The sequence below is a fragment of the Nocardia macrotermitis genome (assembly GCF_009604405.1).
Taxonomy (GTDB): Bacteria; Actinomycetota; Actinomycetes; order Mycobacteriales; family Mycobacteriaceae; genus Nocardia; species Nocardia macrotermitis.
This window is the reverse complement of record NZ_WEGK01000001.1, coordinates 197815-214513: the sequence shown is the minus strand read 5'-3', so window position 1 is coordinate 214513 and position 16699 is coordinate 197815. Positions and strand designations below refer to the sequence as shown.

Annotated in this window: 17 protein-coding genes; 10 read left to right on the top strand and 7 right to left on the bottom strand. The window is 69.2% G+C overall.

Annotated features, from left to right (window positions below; all coding sequences use genetic code 11):
- Positions 1-21: 21 nt before the first annotated feature.
- Positions 22-717, top strand: a complete 696-nt coding sequence (locus NRB20_RS00985) for a hypothetical protein (protein ID WP_153407280.1) — start codon at positions 22-24, stop codon at positions 715-717.
- 99 nt (positions 718-816) lie between these two features.
- Here NRB20_RS00985 and NRB20_RS00980 read toward each other — a convergent pair whose 3' ends face one another.
- Positions 817-2016 (bottom strand): cytochrome P450 family protein, encoded by a 1200-nt coding sequence (locus NRB20_RS00980; protein ID WP_319944279.1) that lies wholly within the window; start codon positions 2014-2016, stop codon positions 817-819.
- A 154-nt stretch (positions 2017-2170) separates the two neighbouring features.
- Between NRB20_RS00980 and NRB20_RS00975 the strand changes: the two genes are divergently transcribed.
- Positions 2171-2638 carry a PaaI family thioesterase gene (locus NRB20_RS00975; RefSeq protein ID WP_153407279.1) on the top strand — a complete coding sequence of 156 codons (468 nt, stop codon included), beginning with the start codon at positions 2171-2173 and terminating at the stop codon, positions 2636-2638.
- A 51-nt stretch (positions 2639-2689) separates the two neighbouring features.
- Here the strand turns inward: NRB20_RS00975 and NRB20_RS00970 are convergent, their stop codons facing one another.
- Genes NRB20_RS00970 through NRB20_RS00945 form a run of 6 tightly spaced genes read right to left on the bottom strand, consistent with a single transcriptional unit; the run spans position 2690 to position 7679 of the window.
- Positions 2690-3559: an acyl-ACP desaturase gene (locus NRB20_RS00970; protein ID WP_153407278.1), complete on the bottom strand. Its 870-nt coding sequence runs from the start codon at positions 3557-3559 to the stop codon at positions 2690-2692.
- A 13-nt stretch (positions 3560-3572) separates the two neighbouring features.
- Positions 3573-4406 carry an SAM-dependent methyltransferase gene (locus NRB20_RS00965; RefSeq protein WP_153407277.1) on the bottom strand — a complete coding sequence of 278 codons (834 nt, stop codon included), beginning with the start codon at positions 4404-4406 and terminating at the stop codon, positions 3573-3575.
- Positions 4403-4669: an acyl carrier protein gene (locus tag NRB20_RS00960; protein ID WP_153407276.1), complete on the bottom strand. Its 267-nt coding sequence runs from the start codon at positions 4667-4669 to the stop codon at positions 4403-4405. The genes NRB20_RS00965 and NRB20_RS00960 overlap by 4 nt, the downstream gene beginning before the upstream one ends.
- The gene (locus NRB20_RS00955) at positions 4666-5226 is read right to left on the bottom strand and encodes a PaaI family thioesterase (protein WP_153407275.1); all 561 of its coding nucleotides are present in this window, start codon (positions 5224-5226) and stop codon (positions 4666-4668) included. The genes NRB20_RS00960 and NRB20_RS00955 overlap by 4 nt, the downstream gene beginning before the upstream one ends.
- The gene (locus NRB20_RS00950; protein ID WP_319944278.1) at positions 5213-6001 is read right to left on the bottom strand and encodes a ferritin-like domain-containing protein; all 789 of its coding nucleotides are present in this window, start codon (positions 5999-6001) and stop codon (positions 5213-5215) included. The genes NRB20_RS00955 and NRB20_RS00950 overlap by 14 nt, the downstream gene beginning before the upstream one ends.
- 16 nt (positions 6002-6017) lie before the next feature.
- Complete coding sequence (locus NRB20_RS00945; protein WP_153407273.1) at positions 6018-7679, bottom strand: AMP-binding protein; 1662 nt, start codon at positions 7677-7679, stop codon at positions 6018-6020.
- A 254-nt stretch (positions 7680-7933) separates the two neighbouring features.
- Here NRB20_RS00945 and NRB20_RS00940 point away from each other — a divergent pair, with 254 nt between their 5' ends.
- From NRB20_RS00940 to NRB20_RS00905, 8 genes are all read left to right on the top strand, one after another.
- Positions 7934-9364, top strand: a complete 1431-nt coding sequence (locus NRB20_RS00940; RefSeq protein ID WP_319944277.1) for an NAD(P)/FAD-dependent oxidoreductase — start codon at positions 7934-7936, stop codon at positions 9362-9364.
- A 17-nt stretch (positions 9365-9381) separates the two neighbouring features.
- Positions 9382-10647, top strand: coding sequence for a cytochrome P450 (locus NRB20_RS00935; RefSeq protein ID WP_153407272.1), 1266 nt, complete (start codon positions 9382-9384; stop codon positions 10645-10647).
- A 455-nt stretch (positions 10648-11102) separates the two neighbouring features.
- Complete coding sequence (locus tag NRB20_RS00930) at positions 11103-12110, top strand: acyl-CoA desaturase (RefSeq protein ID WP_153407271.1); 1008 nt, start codon at positions 11103-11105, stop codon at positions 12108-12110.
- A 12-nt stretch (positions 12111-12122) separates the two neighbouring features.
- Positions 12123-12380, top strand: a complete 258-nt coding sequence (locus tag NRB20_RS00925) for an acyl carrier protein (protein ID WP_319944276.1) — start codon at positions 12123-12125, stop codon at positions 12378-12380.
- Between the two features lie 2 nt (positions 12381-12382).
- Positions 12383-13270 carry an SAM-dependent methyltransferase gene (locus NRB20_RS00920; protein ID WP_153407270.1) on the top strand — a complete coding sequence of 296 codons (888 nt, stop codon included), beginning with the start codon at positions 12383-12385 and terminating at the stop codon, positions 13268-13270.
- Positions 13267-14502 (top strand): cytochrome P450, encoded by a 1236-nt coding sequence (locus tag NRB20_RS00915; protein WP_153407269.1) that lies wholly within the window; start codon positions 13267-13269, stop codon positions 14500-14502. Before NRB20_RS00920 ends, NRB20_RS00915 begins: the two co-directional genes overlap by 4 nt.
- On the top strand, positions 14499-16241 hold the full coding sequence (locus NRB20_RS00910; protein WP_153407268.1) for a fatty acyl-AMP ligase: 1743 nt from the start codon (positions 14499-14501) through the stop codon (positions 16239-16241). Before NRB20_RS00915 ends, NRB20_RS00910 begins: the two co-directional genes overlap by 4 nt.
- Position 16242: 1 nt before the next feature.
- Positions 16243-16692: a PaaI family thioesterase gene (locus tag NRB20_RS00905; RefSeq protein ID WP_153407267.1), complete on the top strand. Its 450-nt coding sequence runs from the start codon at positions 16243-16245 to the stop codon at positions 16690-16692.
- Positions 16693-16699: the final 7 nt, after the last annotated feature.

The window sequence follows — 16699 nt, the reverse complement described above, 5'->3', positions numbered from 1 at the left end:
ACGAGAAGAAGGCAGCAAAGGATGAGGAAATTCGCTGCGGCGTCGACCCTGCTGGCCACGACGCTGGCCGTCACGGCCGGTGTGGCCGGTGCGACGCCCGCGGACAGCGGTGCGGTGAACTACAAGGCCACCACCACCCAGCAGGCAACCATCATCTCGACCGACGCGGGCTCGATGACCGCGCAGGACGGGGTTTTCAAGATCCGGGCCGCCGACGGCAAGGTGCTCGCGGGCACCGAATTGTCGTTCCGGGTGGACGATTTCGTCTTCCCGATCGCGGCCGACATCCACGGTCACACCGCGACGCTGACCCCCCAGTTCGATATGGCGCACGCGACCTACAAGCCGGTCGCGCTGCCCTACGAGAACACCGCGCCGTGGAAGACCCCCTACGACCGTGAACAGGCGGCCTGGAACCGCATGGTGACCACCATCTCCACCGGTGCCGCGATCGGCACCCTGGTCGGTGGCATCGCCGGTGGCGCTGTGGGCTGCGTGCTCGGCGGCGTCGCGGGTGCGACGGTGGCCTCGGCGGCCATCGTCGGACTGTTCGGCGCCTTCGTGCCGGCCGCTGTGGTCGGTTGTGTCGGTGGCATCCTCGCCGTCGGCGCGCTGGGCACCCTGGCCGGTCAGTTGCTGATCACCGCCCCGGTCGCGATCGCGGCCGCGGCGCAGTACTTCACCACCATCAATCAGCCGTTCACCCCGGCCAAGTAGAAGACGCCCCGGCGGCGAGCGCCGGGGGGACACCAGGCCCCGCTCCGGAATTTCCGGGCGGGGCTTTCGGTCCGTGTTGGCACCTCCAGTGCGAATTACTCAGTCGCGCAACAGGACCGGCAGTTCCACCAGTCCGCGGATCAGGGTGCTCTCGTGCCAGCGCAGGGGAGCGGCGTCCGGATCCGGGCGCAGCGCCGGAAAGCGTCGCAGCAGTGCGGTGAAGGCGACGGCCGCCTCCATCCGGGCCAGCGGTGCGCCGAGACAGTGGTGGATGCCGTGGCCGAAGGCGAGATGGCCGGTGCGGTCGGCGGCGGGGTCCAGGACGTCCGGCCGCCCGAAGCGGGACGGGTCGTGATCGGCGGCGGCCAGCGCGACGTAGACGATCTCACCGGCCGGAATCTCGGTGTCGCCCAGGGTGATCGGTGCGGCGGTGAAGCGGGCCATGGACAGACCCACGGGCCCGTCGAAGCGCAGGAATTCCTCGACGGCGGCGGGGATCAGGGTCGGGTCGGCGCGCAGTCCGGTCACGTGCTCGGGGTGGCGCAGCAGTGCCAGGGCGCCGTTGCCGATCAGGTTCACGGTGGTCTCGTGCCCGGCCACCAGCAGCAGGAAGGCCATCGACACCAGTTCGGCCGGAGTGAGGCGATCGCCGTCGTCGGTGGTGTGGGCCAGCGCGGACAGCAGATCCTCGCCGGGGCGGGAGAGCTTGTCCCGCACCAGATCTCGCAGGAACTCGGCCATCGCCGCGGTGGATTCGCGGCGCTGCTGCTCCCGTCCGGCCACCCCGACCACATCGGTGGTCCAGCGGCGGAAGGAGTCGCGGTCGGTGACGGCGACTCCGAGGATTTCGCAGATGACCGTGATCGGCAGTGGCACAGCGAATTCCGCGATCAGGTCCGTTCGCTCCCGACCGCGCAGGGCGTCGAGCAACTCGTCGGCGATCTGCTCGACGCGCGGTCGCAACAGCGCGATCCGGCGCGCGGTGAACGCCTTGGTGACCAGTTTGCGCAAGCGGGTGTGCGCGGGCGGATCGCTGTTGAGCAGGTGCGAGAGCAGGGCCAGCGTGCGCGGATCGGCCCCGGGCTCGCCGCGCTGGGCGCTGATCAACGCGTCCAGGCGGCTGAAATCCTTGCACAGCCGCGAATCGGCCAGTGCCGCACGGGCTTCCGGATACCCGATCACCACCCAGCGATCGGTGCCGTCGGGGAAGCGCACCCGGTGCACCGGCCCCCGGGCGCGCCAGCGCCGGTAGTAGGACTGCGGATCGGCGAAGAAATCGGCACCCAGCGTCTCGGCCACGGCCGCGACGGTACCGGCCGGGCCCGCCGTCGGGGGTCCGCCGCGCGTGTTCCGATCAGCCGATCGGACCTGGATATCGAGGCCCGCGTGGCAATACGCAGTTCACCGCGCGCTGTTCGAATGAACCGACATCGTTCGCACGGGAGGAAAACCTATGACCAGCACCGATATTCAGGCCGCCGATACGGTGGCGGCCCGGGTCGGCGAACTCACCGAGATCTTCGAGCGCGGCCTGCGCGAGAAGCTCGGCGTCGGGGCCTCGCTCGGCATCCGGCTCGACTCCGCGGGCGCCGGATTCACCCGGTACCACCTGGACCCGAACGCGGCGACGATCAACGCCATGTTCACCGTGCACGGCGGCGTGCTGGCGACGCTGATGGACACCGCGATGGGCAGCGCGGTGTTCACCATGCTCGGCGACGGGGTGGCGTACACGACGCTCGAGCTGAAGGTGAACTTCATCCGCCCGGTCGCCCTCGACGGCAGTCGGCTCACCTGTGAGGCCACCGCCGTGCACGTCGGTCGCCGGACCGCGACCGCGGAGGGCCGGATCACCGATGCCGCGGGCAAATTGATCGCGCACGGCTCCACCACGATCCTGGTGTTGCAGCCGCAGCAGTAGCGCGCGAATCGGCCCGGTCGCGGTGTGGCGACCGGGCCGAGGCCGGCGGTGTCAGGTCAGTGCGCGGCAGCGGTCCAGGAATCGGACCAGCTCGTCCAGCGGCTCGGTGCGGGTGTCCACCGCCCGATCGATGATCCTCACCAGATGCGCGTAGGCGGCGGTGTGGTCGTAGTCCGCGACGTCGGCGATCCGCAGCGCCCACCGCCAGTAGCCACGCATGGTGTCCGCCAACGGCATTCGGAATCCGGCGACCACCTCCCGGATCGGTTCCACCACCGCGTCACCCTGCGTGCGCAGGTAGCGACCCACCACGTCGGCCATGAAACTGAAGTGCCGGGCCTCGTCCCGGGCCAGCCGGGACAGCACCGCCGCCAGCACCGGATCGCCCGAAACCTCGCGCAGCGACTGGTAATACAGCTGCGTCGCCTTCTCCTGCACCAGCGCGTAGGCGAAGAACTGCACCGGATGCCGGTACGGCAGATCGAACGGTTTACGCCCTTCCACCGCGAGTTCGTCTCGGAGCGTCGACCTTTCGGCCATCCCGGCGGCCTGCTGATACCGCGCCAGCGCGCGGGCGTGGGTGTCCTCCTCGAGCGCCCACCGCACCGTGAAGTGGTACAGCTCCCGATTGTGCACGAAGGTGTCCTGGTCGACGCGGCCGTCCACCGGGAAATACCGTTGGTACACATCAAAATAGCCGGGGAGATGATCCTCGATGTAGGTGACGAACTGCACCGCCGACCGCTGCCCCTCGGTGAGCCGGTCCGCGGCGGCGCGGTCCCAGTCGAACGCGGTCTCCACGTCCCAGGCGCGCGCGGCCGGTGACGCGGCCAGGAAGCCGTCCACCGCCGCGCACATCTCGTCGGTGGGCAGCAGGATCGCCGCGGTGGGGATTTCGGTCCCGGGAAGCTCTCGCGTCATCGGCTTGCTCCCGTCAGCGCGCGTTGCGGCAGGTCAGCGCGTAATGCTTGGTGGTGTAACCCCAACCGGCATTGGCGATTTCGAGATAGCGCCGCAGGGTCGCGGCCAGCTCCGGGCGGTGCGCGTCGATCCGGTCCGCGGCGGCGTCCACGTTGGCGATCCACGCCTCGATGGTGCGGCGGTAGTCCGTGGTCAGATCGTCCACCGCGATCACCGAGAATCCGGCGTTCTCGGCGGCGGTGATCAGTTCCGAGAGCGGGCGCAGCTCACCGAAGCCGAAGATGTCCGAGCGCACGAACCGGGTGCCGTCCCGCTCGTCGAAAGCCGTTCGCGCCGAGGCGTTCCGGAAACAGCTCTCCGAGACGTACAGCGTGCCGCCGCGCCGCAGCACCCCGCGCGCCCGGCGGAACACCGCGTCCGTATCGGGCATGTGCACGATCGAGCCCAGCAGCGTCACCGCGTCGAAACCCTTTGCGGGCAGCTCGATCTCCTCGAAATGCCCGACCCGCGTGTGCACCCGGTCGGTCAGCCGGCGGGCGGCGGCCTGTTCGGCGATGTACTCGTGCTGGCGCGGCGCCGGGCTGATTCCCAGTGCGTCGCAGTCGAATTCCCACGCCATGAACAGGATCAGCGCACCCCAGCCGCATCCGATGTCGAGCAGCCGTTCCCCGCCGCGCAGGCCGAGCCGGTCCGCGACGAACCGCAACTTGTTCCGCTGCGCCTGTTCCAGGGTGTCGTCCGCGTGCAGGTACAGCCCGGAACTGTACTTGCGCAACGGATCCAGGAATTCGCCGAAGATCTCCGGATCCAGATCGTAATGCTGATTGGTGTCCGCGGTGACGGTCATGCCGCCGCCTCGGCCCGCAACGCGCGGTCCACCACGGTCACCACGTCGGCGAGGGTGGACATGCCGAACACGTCGGAGTCCTCGAGTTCGATGTCGTAGGTCCGCTCGATGCGGGCCACCATGCGCAGCACGCGCACCGAATCGACGCCCGCCATGCCGCGCAGGTCGACGTCGGGGCGCAGGTCGGCGGCCGGGATGGCGGTCTCGGCGACCGCGATCTCGGTGACGGTGGACAGGATCTGCTCGCCGGTGGGCACGGTCATGGGTGGTCTCCGTTCCGGTGCGGGAAATGCGGGTCGGGGGTGGACAGGGCGTGTTGGAGCCGGGCGACGTCGGCGTCGCCGAGGGTGAGCTGGTGGCGGACGTCGGCCAACGCGAAGGGCCGGTAGACCGCGCTGGACGAGGCGCACAGTCCGTCGTCCTCGTCGAGGATGTCCGCGACCGCGGCGATGGTGCCGTCCTTGTCGGCGGAAAGCGTTGCGACACAGCGATAGTCGTGCTCGATGAGCAGTGGGGTGAGGAACCGCGTGCGCTGCGAGACGGTGAAGGCCGGAACCCGCCGCGCCAGCACGATCAGATTGCCCATCACCTCGTCACAGATGACGCCGATGAGCCCGCCGTGCACCACGCCGGGATAGGACTCGAAGCGGCGATCCAGCCGGAACCGGGCCAGCAGGCCGTCGCCGTGCGGGGTGAAGCGCAGTCCCAGACCCGAAGAATTGTGCGGTGAGCAGCCGAAACAATGATATTCCGGCACCACCGACCAGGGCACGGTGACGGTCTCGGCGATGTGGCCGGTCAGCGGTTCAGGCGATCGCATCGGCCAGCGCCCGCCGCACCTTGGCATTGGAGGACAGGTCCAGCCCGGTGATCCCGGTGAACGTGCGGCGCACCTTGTCGTGCAGCACCTCGAGTTCACCGTCCTCGGCGATCTGCTCGAGGAACAGCTCGAATCCGGTGTCGATGGTCGCGTGCTCGCCCAATTCGGCGATCCCGGATTTGAACGTGCTCACCGGATGTTTGATCTTCGCCTCGGAACTGTAGACGTACAGCGTCTCGAGCACCGACGGCAACTCCGCGGGCCGGCGGGCCAGCCGCTCGGTGGTGTAGTGGATGAATTCGCGGGCGTGCCCGGCCTCGTCGCGACTGGCCTCGAGCAGCAGCCGTTGCAGCACCGGTTCGGTCACCCAGCGCGACATGGTGCGATACACGTGGTTGACGGTGAGTTCGGAGATGATGTTGGTGGCCAGCGTCGCCGAGGGGGTGGTGCCCGGCGCGTACGGGGCGCGCATGGCGTGGATCGCGGTGTCCTCGACGTGCTCGCCGATCGCGGCGAGCCAGGCGCGAAAAGCGTAGTGGTGCTGCACTTCCTGGAAACCCCACACCACCGCGAAGGTGGAGAAGTCGTAGTCGTCCACGAATTCGTCGAGGAAGCCGTGCACCGCGGCGATGACATTGGACTCGCCCATCGTGGCGCTCTTGGCGAGCGTCACGTGCTCGGGGCGGACCAGCGTCGGATCGATGCTCTCCAGATCCAGGTCGCCCAGTTTCCAGTGCAGGCGTTCGTAATGGCGGAAGACGTCGTAGCTGTGCACGGTGGCTCCGGTTTCTCTACGGACGGTGTTGCGCGGCAATACCGTTGGCGATCAGTTCACGGGCGGCCGGTCGCCGCGGCTTGCCGCTGCTGGTGCGCGGAATGCTGCGCGGCGCGGCCAGATACACCCGCACCGCGGCCAGGCCCAGCCGGGCGGCGACACGGGCCTCGACGGCGGTGACGAGGTCGTGCGCGGCGGTACCGGTGTAATCGGTCTCCACGATGAGAGCGATGATGTCGGCATCGTCCGGATCGGTGGTGGCGGTGCACCGGCCCCGGTGGATGCCGCCGAGATCGCCGACGGCGGCCTCGACGTCCTGTGCGTAGTAGTTGACCCCGCGCACGGTGATCATGTCCTTGCTGCGGCCGGTGACGAACAGCTCCCCGTCGCGCAGATAGCCGAGATCGCCGGTGCGCAGCCAGCCGTCGGCGAACAATTCGGCCGTGCGCGCCGGATCGGCGGTCAGGTAGCCGCCGGTCACCGCGTCGCCGCGGATGCGGATCTCCCCGACCTCCCCGTCGGGCAGCGCGATGCCCGCGTCCGGGTCGACCACGCGCAGCCGCATCCCGGCCACCGGCGCGCCCACCCCGGCGACCGCGCGAGCGCCCGGCGTCTCCGGCGAAACATGGTGTGCCCAACCGGAATCCGAGAGCGTCGCGCGATCCACCCAGTCGAACAGCGGCGCGCGGCCCAGCGGCGGGAAGGTGACCGCGAGGGTGGCCTCGGCCATGCCGTATACCGCGAACATCGCGGCCGGGTCGAATCCGGCCGGTGCGAAACGCTCGCAGAACGCGGTGACCACGTCGCGGGAGATGGGTTCGGCTCCGTTGAACGCGATCCGCCAGTGCCGCAGATCGTATCCGGCCGCCCGCTCCGGCGGCACCGCGGCCAGCAGCGCCTCGTAGCCGAAGTTCGGCATCGCGGTGATAGTCGTTGCGCTGGAGGTGAATTCGCGTAACCAGCGGGCGGGATCCTTGACGAAGGCGGTGGGTGACCAGATGTGCGCGGGGATGCCGCGCAGGATGGCCGACAGGGTGCCGAACAGGCCCATGTCGTGGAACAGCGGCAGCCAGAAACCACCCTGATCGGACAGGCTCAGGTCGATGCCCGAGCGGATCGCCGCCAAACCGGCCGTGACATTGCGGTGGGTGAGGCGCACGCCCTTCGGTGCGGCGGTGCTGCCCGAGGTGAATTGCACGATCGCCGGGTCCTCGGGCCGTACGAGCGGCAGGTCGGCATCGGCTGTCTCGGCGAACAGTGTTGCGGTGTCGACGAATTCGACCGGAACATCGGACAGCGCGTCGATCATGGTCACGAACTGCGGGGAGACCAGCACGGTCCGCATTCCCGCGGCGCTGACGATGGCGGCCAGCGTGTCCGGATACGCCTGTAGCTGCCGGGCCCCGGCGGGCAGCGGCAGCGGTGTGGCCGCGGCTCCGGCGGCGGTGATCGCGAACAGGCCGATGAGGAATTCCGGCGCGTTCGGGCACAGGATGCCCACCGGTTCGCCCTGCCCCACCCCGCGCCGGACCAGCGCGGCGGCCGCGGCGGTCGCCTCCCGGTGCAGCGTGGCGTAGTCCAGGGTCCGCGACAGCGACCAGAACGTGGCCGATATCTCGGGATGGCGGGCGGCGACGGCGGCCAGCTGTTCCGGCAGGGTCCCGGTCGATATCGTCATGCGGCCAGCCCACCAGCACCGGGTTGCCGATCGGCGAACGGGCTGTGAAATGCGGCCGCTGATCGGTCTTGTCTATCGTCCAATTGTCCTGCCACATAGGGAAATTGGGCTATCGCTCGATAGGAGCCGGTAATCGCCACCGGGTTTGCCGGATGCCGGGGACAGGATGGTCGCCGACAGGGTTCCGTGCCGCATCGAGGCGGGACGACGCAACCGCTTCCTCGCTGCCCGTTCGTGTTTGAGGAGTTGTCCAGGTGAGTTCCGACCAGACCGCGGCGACGACCCCGGCCCACCCCGACGCACCGCGTGCTCGCGGCGCGGCCGAGCATGCCGTGCCGGGCGAGGGACACGCGATCGTGCTCGGGGCCGGAATCGCCGGACTGCTCGCGACACGGGTGCTGGCCGATCGTTTCGCCCGGGTCACCCTGGTCGAACGTGACGAGCTCACCGAAACCGACGGGGGCGGGCCCGACGTGCGGCGCGGTGTCCCGCAGGCCCGCCACCTGCACGGACTCCTCGATCGCGGCCGCACCGCCATCGAACAGCTGTACCCGGGTTTCACCGCCGAGATGGCCCGGCGCGGCGCCGCCACCGCCGAGGTGCTGATCGGAACCCGTTGGTACGTAGCGGGTTTGCGGGTCGCGACGGCCGACACCGGACTGACCTCGGTGCTGGCCACGCGGCCGCTGCTGGAAGCGGTACTGCGCGACCGCACGCTGGCCCTGCCCGGCGTGCGACCGCTGCCGGGCACCACCGCGCGCGGACTGCTCGGCGCCGCACACCGGGTACGCGGCGTACTCGCCGTCACCGATGACGAAACCCGCACGCTCCCAGCCGATCTGGTCGTCGACGCCACCGGACGCGGCTCGCGCGCCGGGGAATGGCTCACCCGCCTCGGTGCCCACGCGCCGCAGGAGGAACGGCTCGAGGTCGACCTCGGCTACAGCTCCCGATTCTTCCGATGTGCCCCCGGGGACGCGGACGGACCCGCCTCGATCATCATGTCCACCGGCGCGAACGGGCACGGCGGCGGTGCGATCCGGGTCGAGGGCGACCGCTGGCACGTCACCCTGGCGGGCATGCTCGGCGACCACCCGCCCACCGATCCGGCCGAGTTCGCGGCCTTCGCGGCCGGTCTGTCCGGACCCGACATCCACGACATCGTCACCGGCCGCGAACCGCTCGGCGATCCGGTGCCGCACCGGTTCCGCCAGTCGGTGCGACGGCGGTTCGACCGGCAGCCGATCGTCCCGCGGGGCTTCCTCGTCCTGGGCGACGCGCTGTGCAGCTTCAACCCGTTGTACGCGCAGGGGATGACCGTCGCCGCCCAGCAGGCACTCGCCCTGCGCGACTGCCTGCACGTCCCGGAACACGAACTGCCGCAACGCTTCTACGCCGCCGCCGGAGCCGCCGTGACGGCCGCCTGGCAGCTGGCCACCTCGGCGGATCTGGCGCACGACGGCCTCGTCGCGCGACGCACCCTGCGCACCCGGGTCACCAACGCCTACGTCGCGCGGGCGCAGCGCGCGGCACACCTGGATCCGCGGGTCGCGCGCGCGTTCCTACGCGTGACCAATCTCGTGGAATCCCCGGCGGCCCTGCTCGATCCGCGGATCGCCGGACGAATCCTGCTGCACGGCAACGTATCACCCACCGCTCCGGCATCGGAGCCGGGCAACCACTGATCAGGAGGTACTCCGAGATGGACCTGGCAGCACCGACCACCGTCGCCGGGACGGATCCGGCGATCGCCACCGCGATAGAGCACCTGTTCGGCCCCGCCGGGCGCGCCGACCCCTACACCCCGGGCCGGGTCCTGCGCGAGGCGGGCCCGCTGCACGATACTCCGTTGGGGCACAAGGTGATCACGCGTTACGAGGACTGCACCGCGGTGCTGTCCACCACCGCGTGGAGCCACGCCGAGGAGGCCGGGATGATGCATCCCACCGTCTCCCCGGACGACGCGCCCGAGGAGTTGCCGACCTCCTTCCTGTGGATGGAGCCGCCGGACCACACCCGGCTGCGCAACCTGGTCACCAAGGGTTTCACCCCGCGCATGGTGACCCGGCTGCGGCCCCGGATCCTCGAGGTGACCGAGCAGCTGGTCGACAATGCCTTGGCCGCAGGCGAATTCGATCTGATCGAGATGATCGCCTACCCGCTGCCACTGACCATCGCCGCCGAGCTGATCGGCGTGCCGAGGGAGGCGTACGACCAGGTGCACCGCTGGTCGCAGGATCTGGCCCGCGGCTTCGACCACGACTACACGCTGCCGCGCGAGGCGCTGGGTGCCCGCAGCGTCGCCGCGCGCGGGTTCATGGGCTATTTCCGGGAGCTGCTGGATGAGCGTCGCCACCAGCCGACCGACGATCTGCTGAGCGTGTTGTCGCAGGTCGAGGACCGTGGTGACGTGCTGACCGAACAGGAACTGCTGGCCACCTGCATCACCACCTTCGTCGCCGGTCACGAGACCACCGCGAACCTGGTCGGCACCGGCATGCTCCAGCTGCTGCGCAACCCCGATCAGCTCGAACTGCTGCGCCGGCGTCCGGAGCTGACCGAGTACGCGCCCGACGAACTGCTGCGCCTCGAACCCTCGGTGCAGGTCACCACTCGCGCGGCGACCAAGCCGATCACGGTGGCGGGCCACGACTTCGAACCCGGCGAAGGCGTTGTGGTGCTGATCAATTCGGCCAATCGCGACGACGCCGCCTACACCGACCCGGACAAGGTCGACGTGGCGCGCTACTCCGATCCGATGAATCCGGCCAAGAAGCACCTGGGCTTCAGCCTCGGCATCCACTACTGCCTCGGCGCACCGCTGGCGCTGCTGGAGATGGAAGTGCTGCTGGACGTGCTGCTGCGCCGGGTGAAACAGCTCGAGGTGCTCACCGAAACCCCTTCCTACAAGCCGAATGTCGTGATCCGCGGCTTGGAGTCACTGCCGGTTCGGTTCACCGCCGCATGATCCGCCCGAGCACACGCGCCTGCGGTCGATGGCGTCGCCGTCGTTCACCGTCCGCGCGATCGCCGCGCTGCGCGACCGGATCACCCGTACGGCCGTGGCGCTGCTCGACCGCGCCGTCGCGGCCGGTGAGGTCGATTTCGTCGCCGATGTCGCCTACCCGCCGCCACTGACCGCGATCTGCTCGGCGTGCCCGCCGCCGACCACGCGCTGTTCGGTGTGTGGACCGCCGCGGCCCGGACCCGGACGCCCTGCTGTCGCCGCAGGAGAAGCGGGCTCGCGTCGAGGCGGTGGGACCCGGACGCGTTCACCGATCCGGATTCGCGGACGGTTGATAAGGAATTCCGATCCGCCGATCGGCAGACGCGCACCGCGCCGGCGTTCGGGAGATACGGCGCTATCGTCGAAATCGTCCGGGAGACAACCGGATCCGGTATTCGTGAAGGTGTTGGATACAGATGACCACAGACCATGATCCGGACCGTCCCGCGGTGTCCGGGGACGAGACCGTCAAAAGTGAGCCGCGTCGCAAGACGATCGACAGCCCCTACATCCACCGGCTCCAGCGCAGGCACTTCCTGATCTTCGACGTGCTGCCCATCTTCGGGACGGTCGCCGCGGTCGCCTTCCTGCTGGTGCGCCCGTTCGGAATCGTCGATTTCGCACTGCTTTTCGTGATGTGGGTGGTGACGGGGCTGGGCATCACCGTCGGCTATCACCGCCTGTTCACGCACCGCACGTTCAAGGCCGCGCCCTGGGTCGGCGCGGGGCTGGCGATCATGGGATCGATGGCCGGCCAGGGCGCGGTGGTGTCCTGGGTGGCGCTGCATCGGCGGCACCACGAATACAGCGACCGCGCGGGAGATCCGCACTCGCCCAACCTATCCGGCGCGGGCTGGGGCGGGCGGCTGCGCGGGCTGATGCACTCGCACTTCCTGTGGATGCGCCGGCACGAGTACCCGAACGTCGTGCACTACGCGCCGGATCTGCTCAAGGACCGTGGCCTGGTCCGGGTGGCCCGGCTCTACTACTGGTGGGTGGGGCTGGGTCTGCTGATCCCCACGGTGTTGGGCGGCCTGTTGACGCTGAGCTGGACCGGCACGGTCGCCGGACTGCTGTGGGGCGGATTCGCGCGCATGTTCATCCTCGAGCACACCGTGTGGGCGATCAACTCCTTCCTGCACATGTTCGGCACCCGCGCCTACGAATCCCGCGAGAACAGCCACAACGGCGGCGTTTTCGCGCTACTGACCTTCGGCGAGTCGTGGCACAACAACCACCACGCGTTCCCGACCTCGCCGTCCTTCGGCCTGAACTGGTACCGCCTCGACCCGGGGTACTGGCTGATCAGGAGTCTGGCCGCGCTCGGTCTGGCCTGGGACCTGGAACTGCCGTCCGATGAACGGATGGCGGCCAAACGAATCTCCGGAAAATCCACCGCCGCGGGCAATGCGGCTGCAGCGTAAGGAAATACGATCGTGGATACCAGCAAGGACGCCATCATCGCCTGGTGTCAGGACTACCTGGCCGACCTGCTCGAGGTTCCGGCCCGGAGCCTGGACCCGACCGCCGACTTCGACCGGCTGGGCGTGGACTCGGCACTGGCCGTCGCGCTGCTGATGGAGGTCGAGGACCGCTACGGCATCGACATCTCGCCCGAGGACCTCTACGAGCACCCCAATCTCGACGCCGTCGCCACCTATCTGCACGAGCAGAGCACCCGGAGCGCGGCCTGATCATGGTCGCCCCCACCGACCGGGCGGTCGCCGCGGCGGCCGCGATCCGGCACCACTACGACGTCGGCAACGACTTCTACCGGCTGTGGCTGGACCCCACGCTCAGCTACTCCTGCGCGTTGCGCGAGCACGCCGAGGACACGCTGGAGACCGCGCAGCAGCGCAAACTCCGGTACCACCTCGACGCGATCGCCGCCGACCGGGCCGCTGCGGTGCTCGATATCGGATGCGGCTGGGGCGCGATCCTGCGCGAGGCGTCGCAGCGGTGCGGGGTGGCCTGCTCGGTCGGGCTCACGCTGAGCCCGGAGCAGGCGGAATACGTTGGTGCGCAGGAACTTCCGGGCGTCGAGGTGCGGACGGAGAACTGGCTGCACTACGAGCCGGACAGCCGCTTCGACGGGATCATCTCGATCGGGGCCTTCGAGCACTTCGCTCGCCCGGACGATTCGACAGCCGCGAAGATCCGGGTGTACCGGGACTTCTTCACCCGCTGCCGGGACTGGCTGACCGACTCCGGGACGTTGTCGTTGCAGACCATCACCTACGGTGACATGTCCCGCGAGCAGGCCAGCGCCTTCATCCAGCAGGAGATCTTCCCCGACGCGGATCTGCCGACCCCGGCGGAGATCCTCACCGCCGCCGAGGGCATCTTCGAGGTCCGGTCCATGACCACCGGCCGCGAGGACTACGCGTGGACCTGCGGGCAGTGGGCCGCGCGGCTGCGCGAGAACCGCACGCGGGCAACGGAACTGGTCGGCGAGAAGACCGTCGACCGGTACCGGCGTTATCTGGCGCAGTCGGCGCTGGGTTTCCGGATGGGCAAGATCGGGCTGTACCGGATCGTGTTGCGGCCGTACACGGGCAAGTATTTCGCCGGGCGGACGCGATGACCGTCGCACCCGGCCGGATCCGGTTCAATCCCTTCGGCGCCGAATTCCGGCGCGACCCGTATCCCATGTATTCGCAACTGCGCGAGGCGCATCCGGTGCACCGGACGCTGGGAATGTGGGTGCTGACCCGGTACGAGGACGTGCGCGCGGTGCTGCACGACCGCTCGTTCAGCGCGAGCCTGATCCCGCGTCTGGTGGACGAGCAGGCCGCGCGGCTCGGGCAGAACGGGGTGGACCGGATCGGCCGGTTGGGGCGAAAGTCCTTGGTGTTCACCGACAATCCGGATCACGCGCGGTTGCGCGGACTGGTCAACCGCGTGTTCACCGCCCCAGCGGTGGCCGAACTGCGGCCGCTGGTGAGTGCGGTCACCGCGCGGCTGATGGCACCGGCCTGGGATGCCGGGCAACTGGACGTGATCGCGGATCTCGCTGCGCCACTGCCGATCACGGTGCTGTGCGAGTGGATGGCGCTGCCGCCGGAGCTGCGCGCGCAGGTCGGGCCGTGGACCCACGACATCCGCTTCCTGCTCGAGCCGGGGATGATGAAGGCGGCCGACTTCGCGCGGGTGCGCGAGGTGGTGGAACTTTTCGCCGCGGCGTTGTCGGAGGTGATCGACGAACGTCGGCGGCGTCCCGGTGACGACCTGATCAGCCGACTGCTGGCCGCCCACACCGCGGGCGGTGACCGGCTCACCGACGAGGAACTGATCTTCGTCTGCATGATGTGCTTCGTCGCCGGTAACGAGACCACCAAATCGCTGATCGGCAACGGTGTCCTGGCCCTGCTGCGCCACCCCGCCCAGGACGCGCTGCTGCGGGAGCGCCCGGAACGGGTGGACGCCGCGGTCACCGAGGCGCTGCGTTACGACTGTCCGCTCCAGCTGACCAAACGGCTGGCCACCCGCGACGTGCAGATCGGCGGACAGTTGCTGCACGCCGGTGATCAGGTGCTGGTGTGCCTGGGTGCGGCCAATCGCGATCCGGAATCGTTCGAGCGGCCCGACGAGTTCGACCTCACCCGGGATGCGTCCGGCCACTTGGCATTCGGCCACGGCATGCACGGCTGCCTGGGTGGTCTGCTGGCCGAACTACAGGCGCGGGCGGTGTTCGAATTCCTGTACCGGCATTCGTCGAGCATGACGTTGCTGGACAGCGAATTATCTTGGCAGGAACACAGTTTCATCGTGCGCGGGCTGACCGGACTGCCGGTCGCGGTACGGAGGGCGGCATGAGCACCGATATCGAACTGCTCCCCGAGATCCTGACGCGTCGCGCCGGTGCGGAACCCGACCGCACCGCCTACGTCTTCCTGAACGAAAACGGTACGGAGAGCGACGTTCTGAGCTATCGGGACCTGCATCGCCGGGCGCTTGCCGTGGCCGCCGAACTGGGCGCACGCTGCGTACCCGGTGATCGGGCGCTGCTGATCTTCCCGCAGTGCCCCGAATTCCTCGTCGCCTACTTCGGCTGCCTGTACGCGGGAGTCGTCGCGGTGCCGTTGAATCCGCCGCGCCCCACCGGGATTCCGGCGGCGACCCGCTCCATCGTGCAGGACTGCCGCCCGGCCGCGGTGCTCACCCTCGGGGCCGGAGTCGACCTGCTGTGCGCCCTGCCGGAGCAGTGGTGCCCGGCCGAGCACTGGATCGGCGTCGACCTGCTGCCGCCGGTCGACACGGCCACAGTCGTTGCCGCGCAACCTGATTCGATCGCCTTCCTGCAATACACCTCGGGATCCACCGCCGCGCCCAAGGGTGTCATGGTCTCGCACGGCAACCTGATCGCCAACGAGGAGATGATCCGGACCTCCTTCGGTCACGACCGCGATTCGACGTTGGTCGGCTGGGCCCCGTTCTTCCACGATCAGGGCCTGATCGGCAATGCGCTGCAACCGCTCTACGTCGGTGCGCAGGGTGTGCAGATGGCCCCCACCACGTTCATCCGGCGGCCGCTGCTGTGGCTCTCGGCGATCTCCCGGTATCGCGGACACACCAGTGGCGGACCGAATTTCGCCTTCGACGCCTGTGTCGCGCGCCTGGCCGCGGGTGCGGAACCGGAACCCGGGCTCGATCTGAGCTGCTGGCAGGTCGCGTTCAACGGTGCCGAACCGATCCGCGCGGACACCCTGGAGCGATTCGCGGAAGCGTTCGCCCCCTACGGATTCCGGGCGCGGGGGCTGTATCCCTGCTACGGATTGGCGGAGGCCACGCTGCTGGCCGCCGGAAGCGTGAAGGGGCGCGGCGCACTCACCCTCGAGGTCGACCCCGACGCGCTCGCACAGCGCCGATACGCCCCGGCGGGGGAGCGGTCCCGCACCCTGATCGCCTCGGGCCGAGCGCCGCGCGGCGAGACGCTGCGCATCGTGGATCCGGAGACCGGCCGGGTCTGCCCGCCGGATCGGGTCGGCGAGATCTGGTTATCCGGAGGCCATGTCGCCCAAGGCTATTGGGAACGCGAGGCGGCCACCGCCAAAACCTTCCACGCCCGCTGCGCCGACGAACCCGGCCTCGATTTCCTGCGCACCGGCGATCTCGGGCTGCTGCTGGACGACGAACTGTACGTGGTCGGCCGCCTCGAGGACGTGGTGATCATCCGCGGCCGCAATATCTACCCCCAGGACATCGAACTCACCGTGCAAGCCGCGCACCCCGCCCTGCGGCCCGGCGCGTGCGCCGCGTTCGCCGTGCCCGGCGGCGAGGCCGAGCGCCTGGTGGTGGTTCAGGAAGTGCTGCGCGAGTACCTCGACGTCGCCGACCCCGCCGACGTGCTCGGCGCGATCCGGGCTGCGGTGGTGCGTGAACACTCGCTGTCCCTGGGCGATCTGGTGCTGACTCTGCCGAGCCGGTTGCCGAAGACCAGTAGCGGCAAGATCATGCGGGCGGCGGCGCGCCGGAACTATCTGGCGGCCGAATTCGAGAGCTGGCCGCAGCTGCCGTCGCCGCGGGAAGCGACCGAATCACAGGCGAGGAGCTGACATGGCGCAGAACTGGGAAGTGCTCGATCCGGATTTCGAGCAGAAGGTGCGGTCGGTGGTGCTGAGCATGCCCGCCGCGCGGCATCTGGGCTTCGACTTCGAGGAGATCGCGCCCGGCCGGGTCGAGATCGTGCAGCCACATCGCCCGGAACTGACCCAGCACAACGGATATTTCCAGGGTGGGGTACTCGGTTCGCTGGCGGATTTCGCGGCCGGTTCGGCGGCGGGAACCCTGCTGCGGCCGGGCTGGGTGAACATGACCATCGACTACACCGTGAAGATCCTCGCCCCGGCCAAGGGGGACGCGGTGGTGGCCCGCGGCCGGGTGATCAACCCCGGCGCGCTGCTGACGGTCGCCGCCGCGGAGGTCTTCTCCGTCGAACCGGAGGGTGAAAGCCTCTGTGCCACAGCACTTGTCACCATGCGGAACGTGAAGCTGGCCACATCCTGACCGGGAG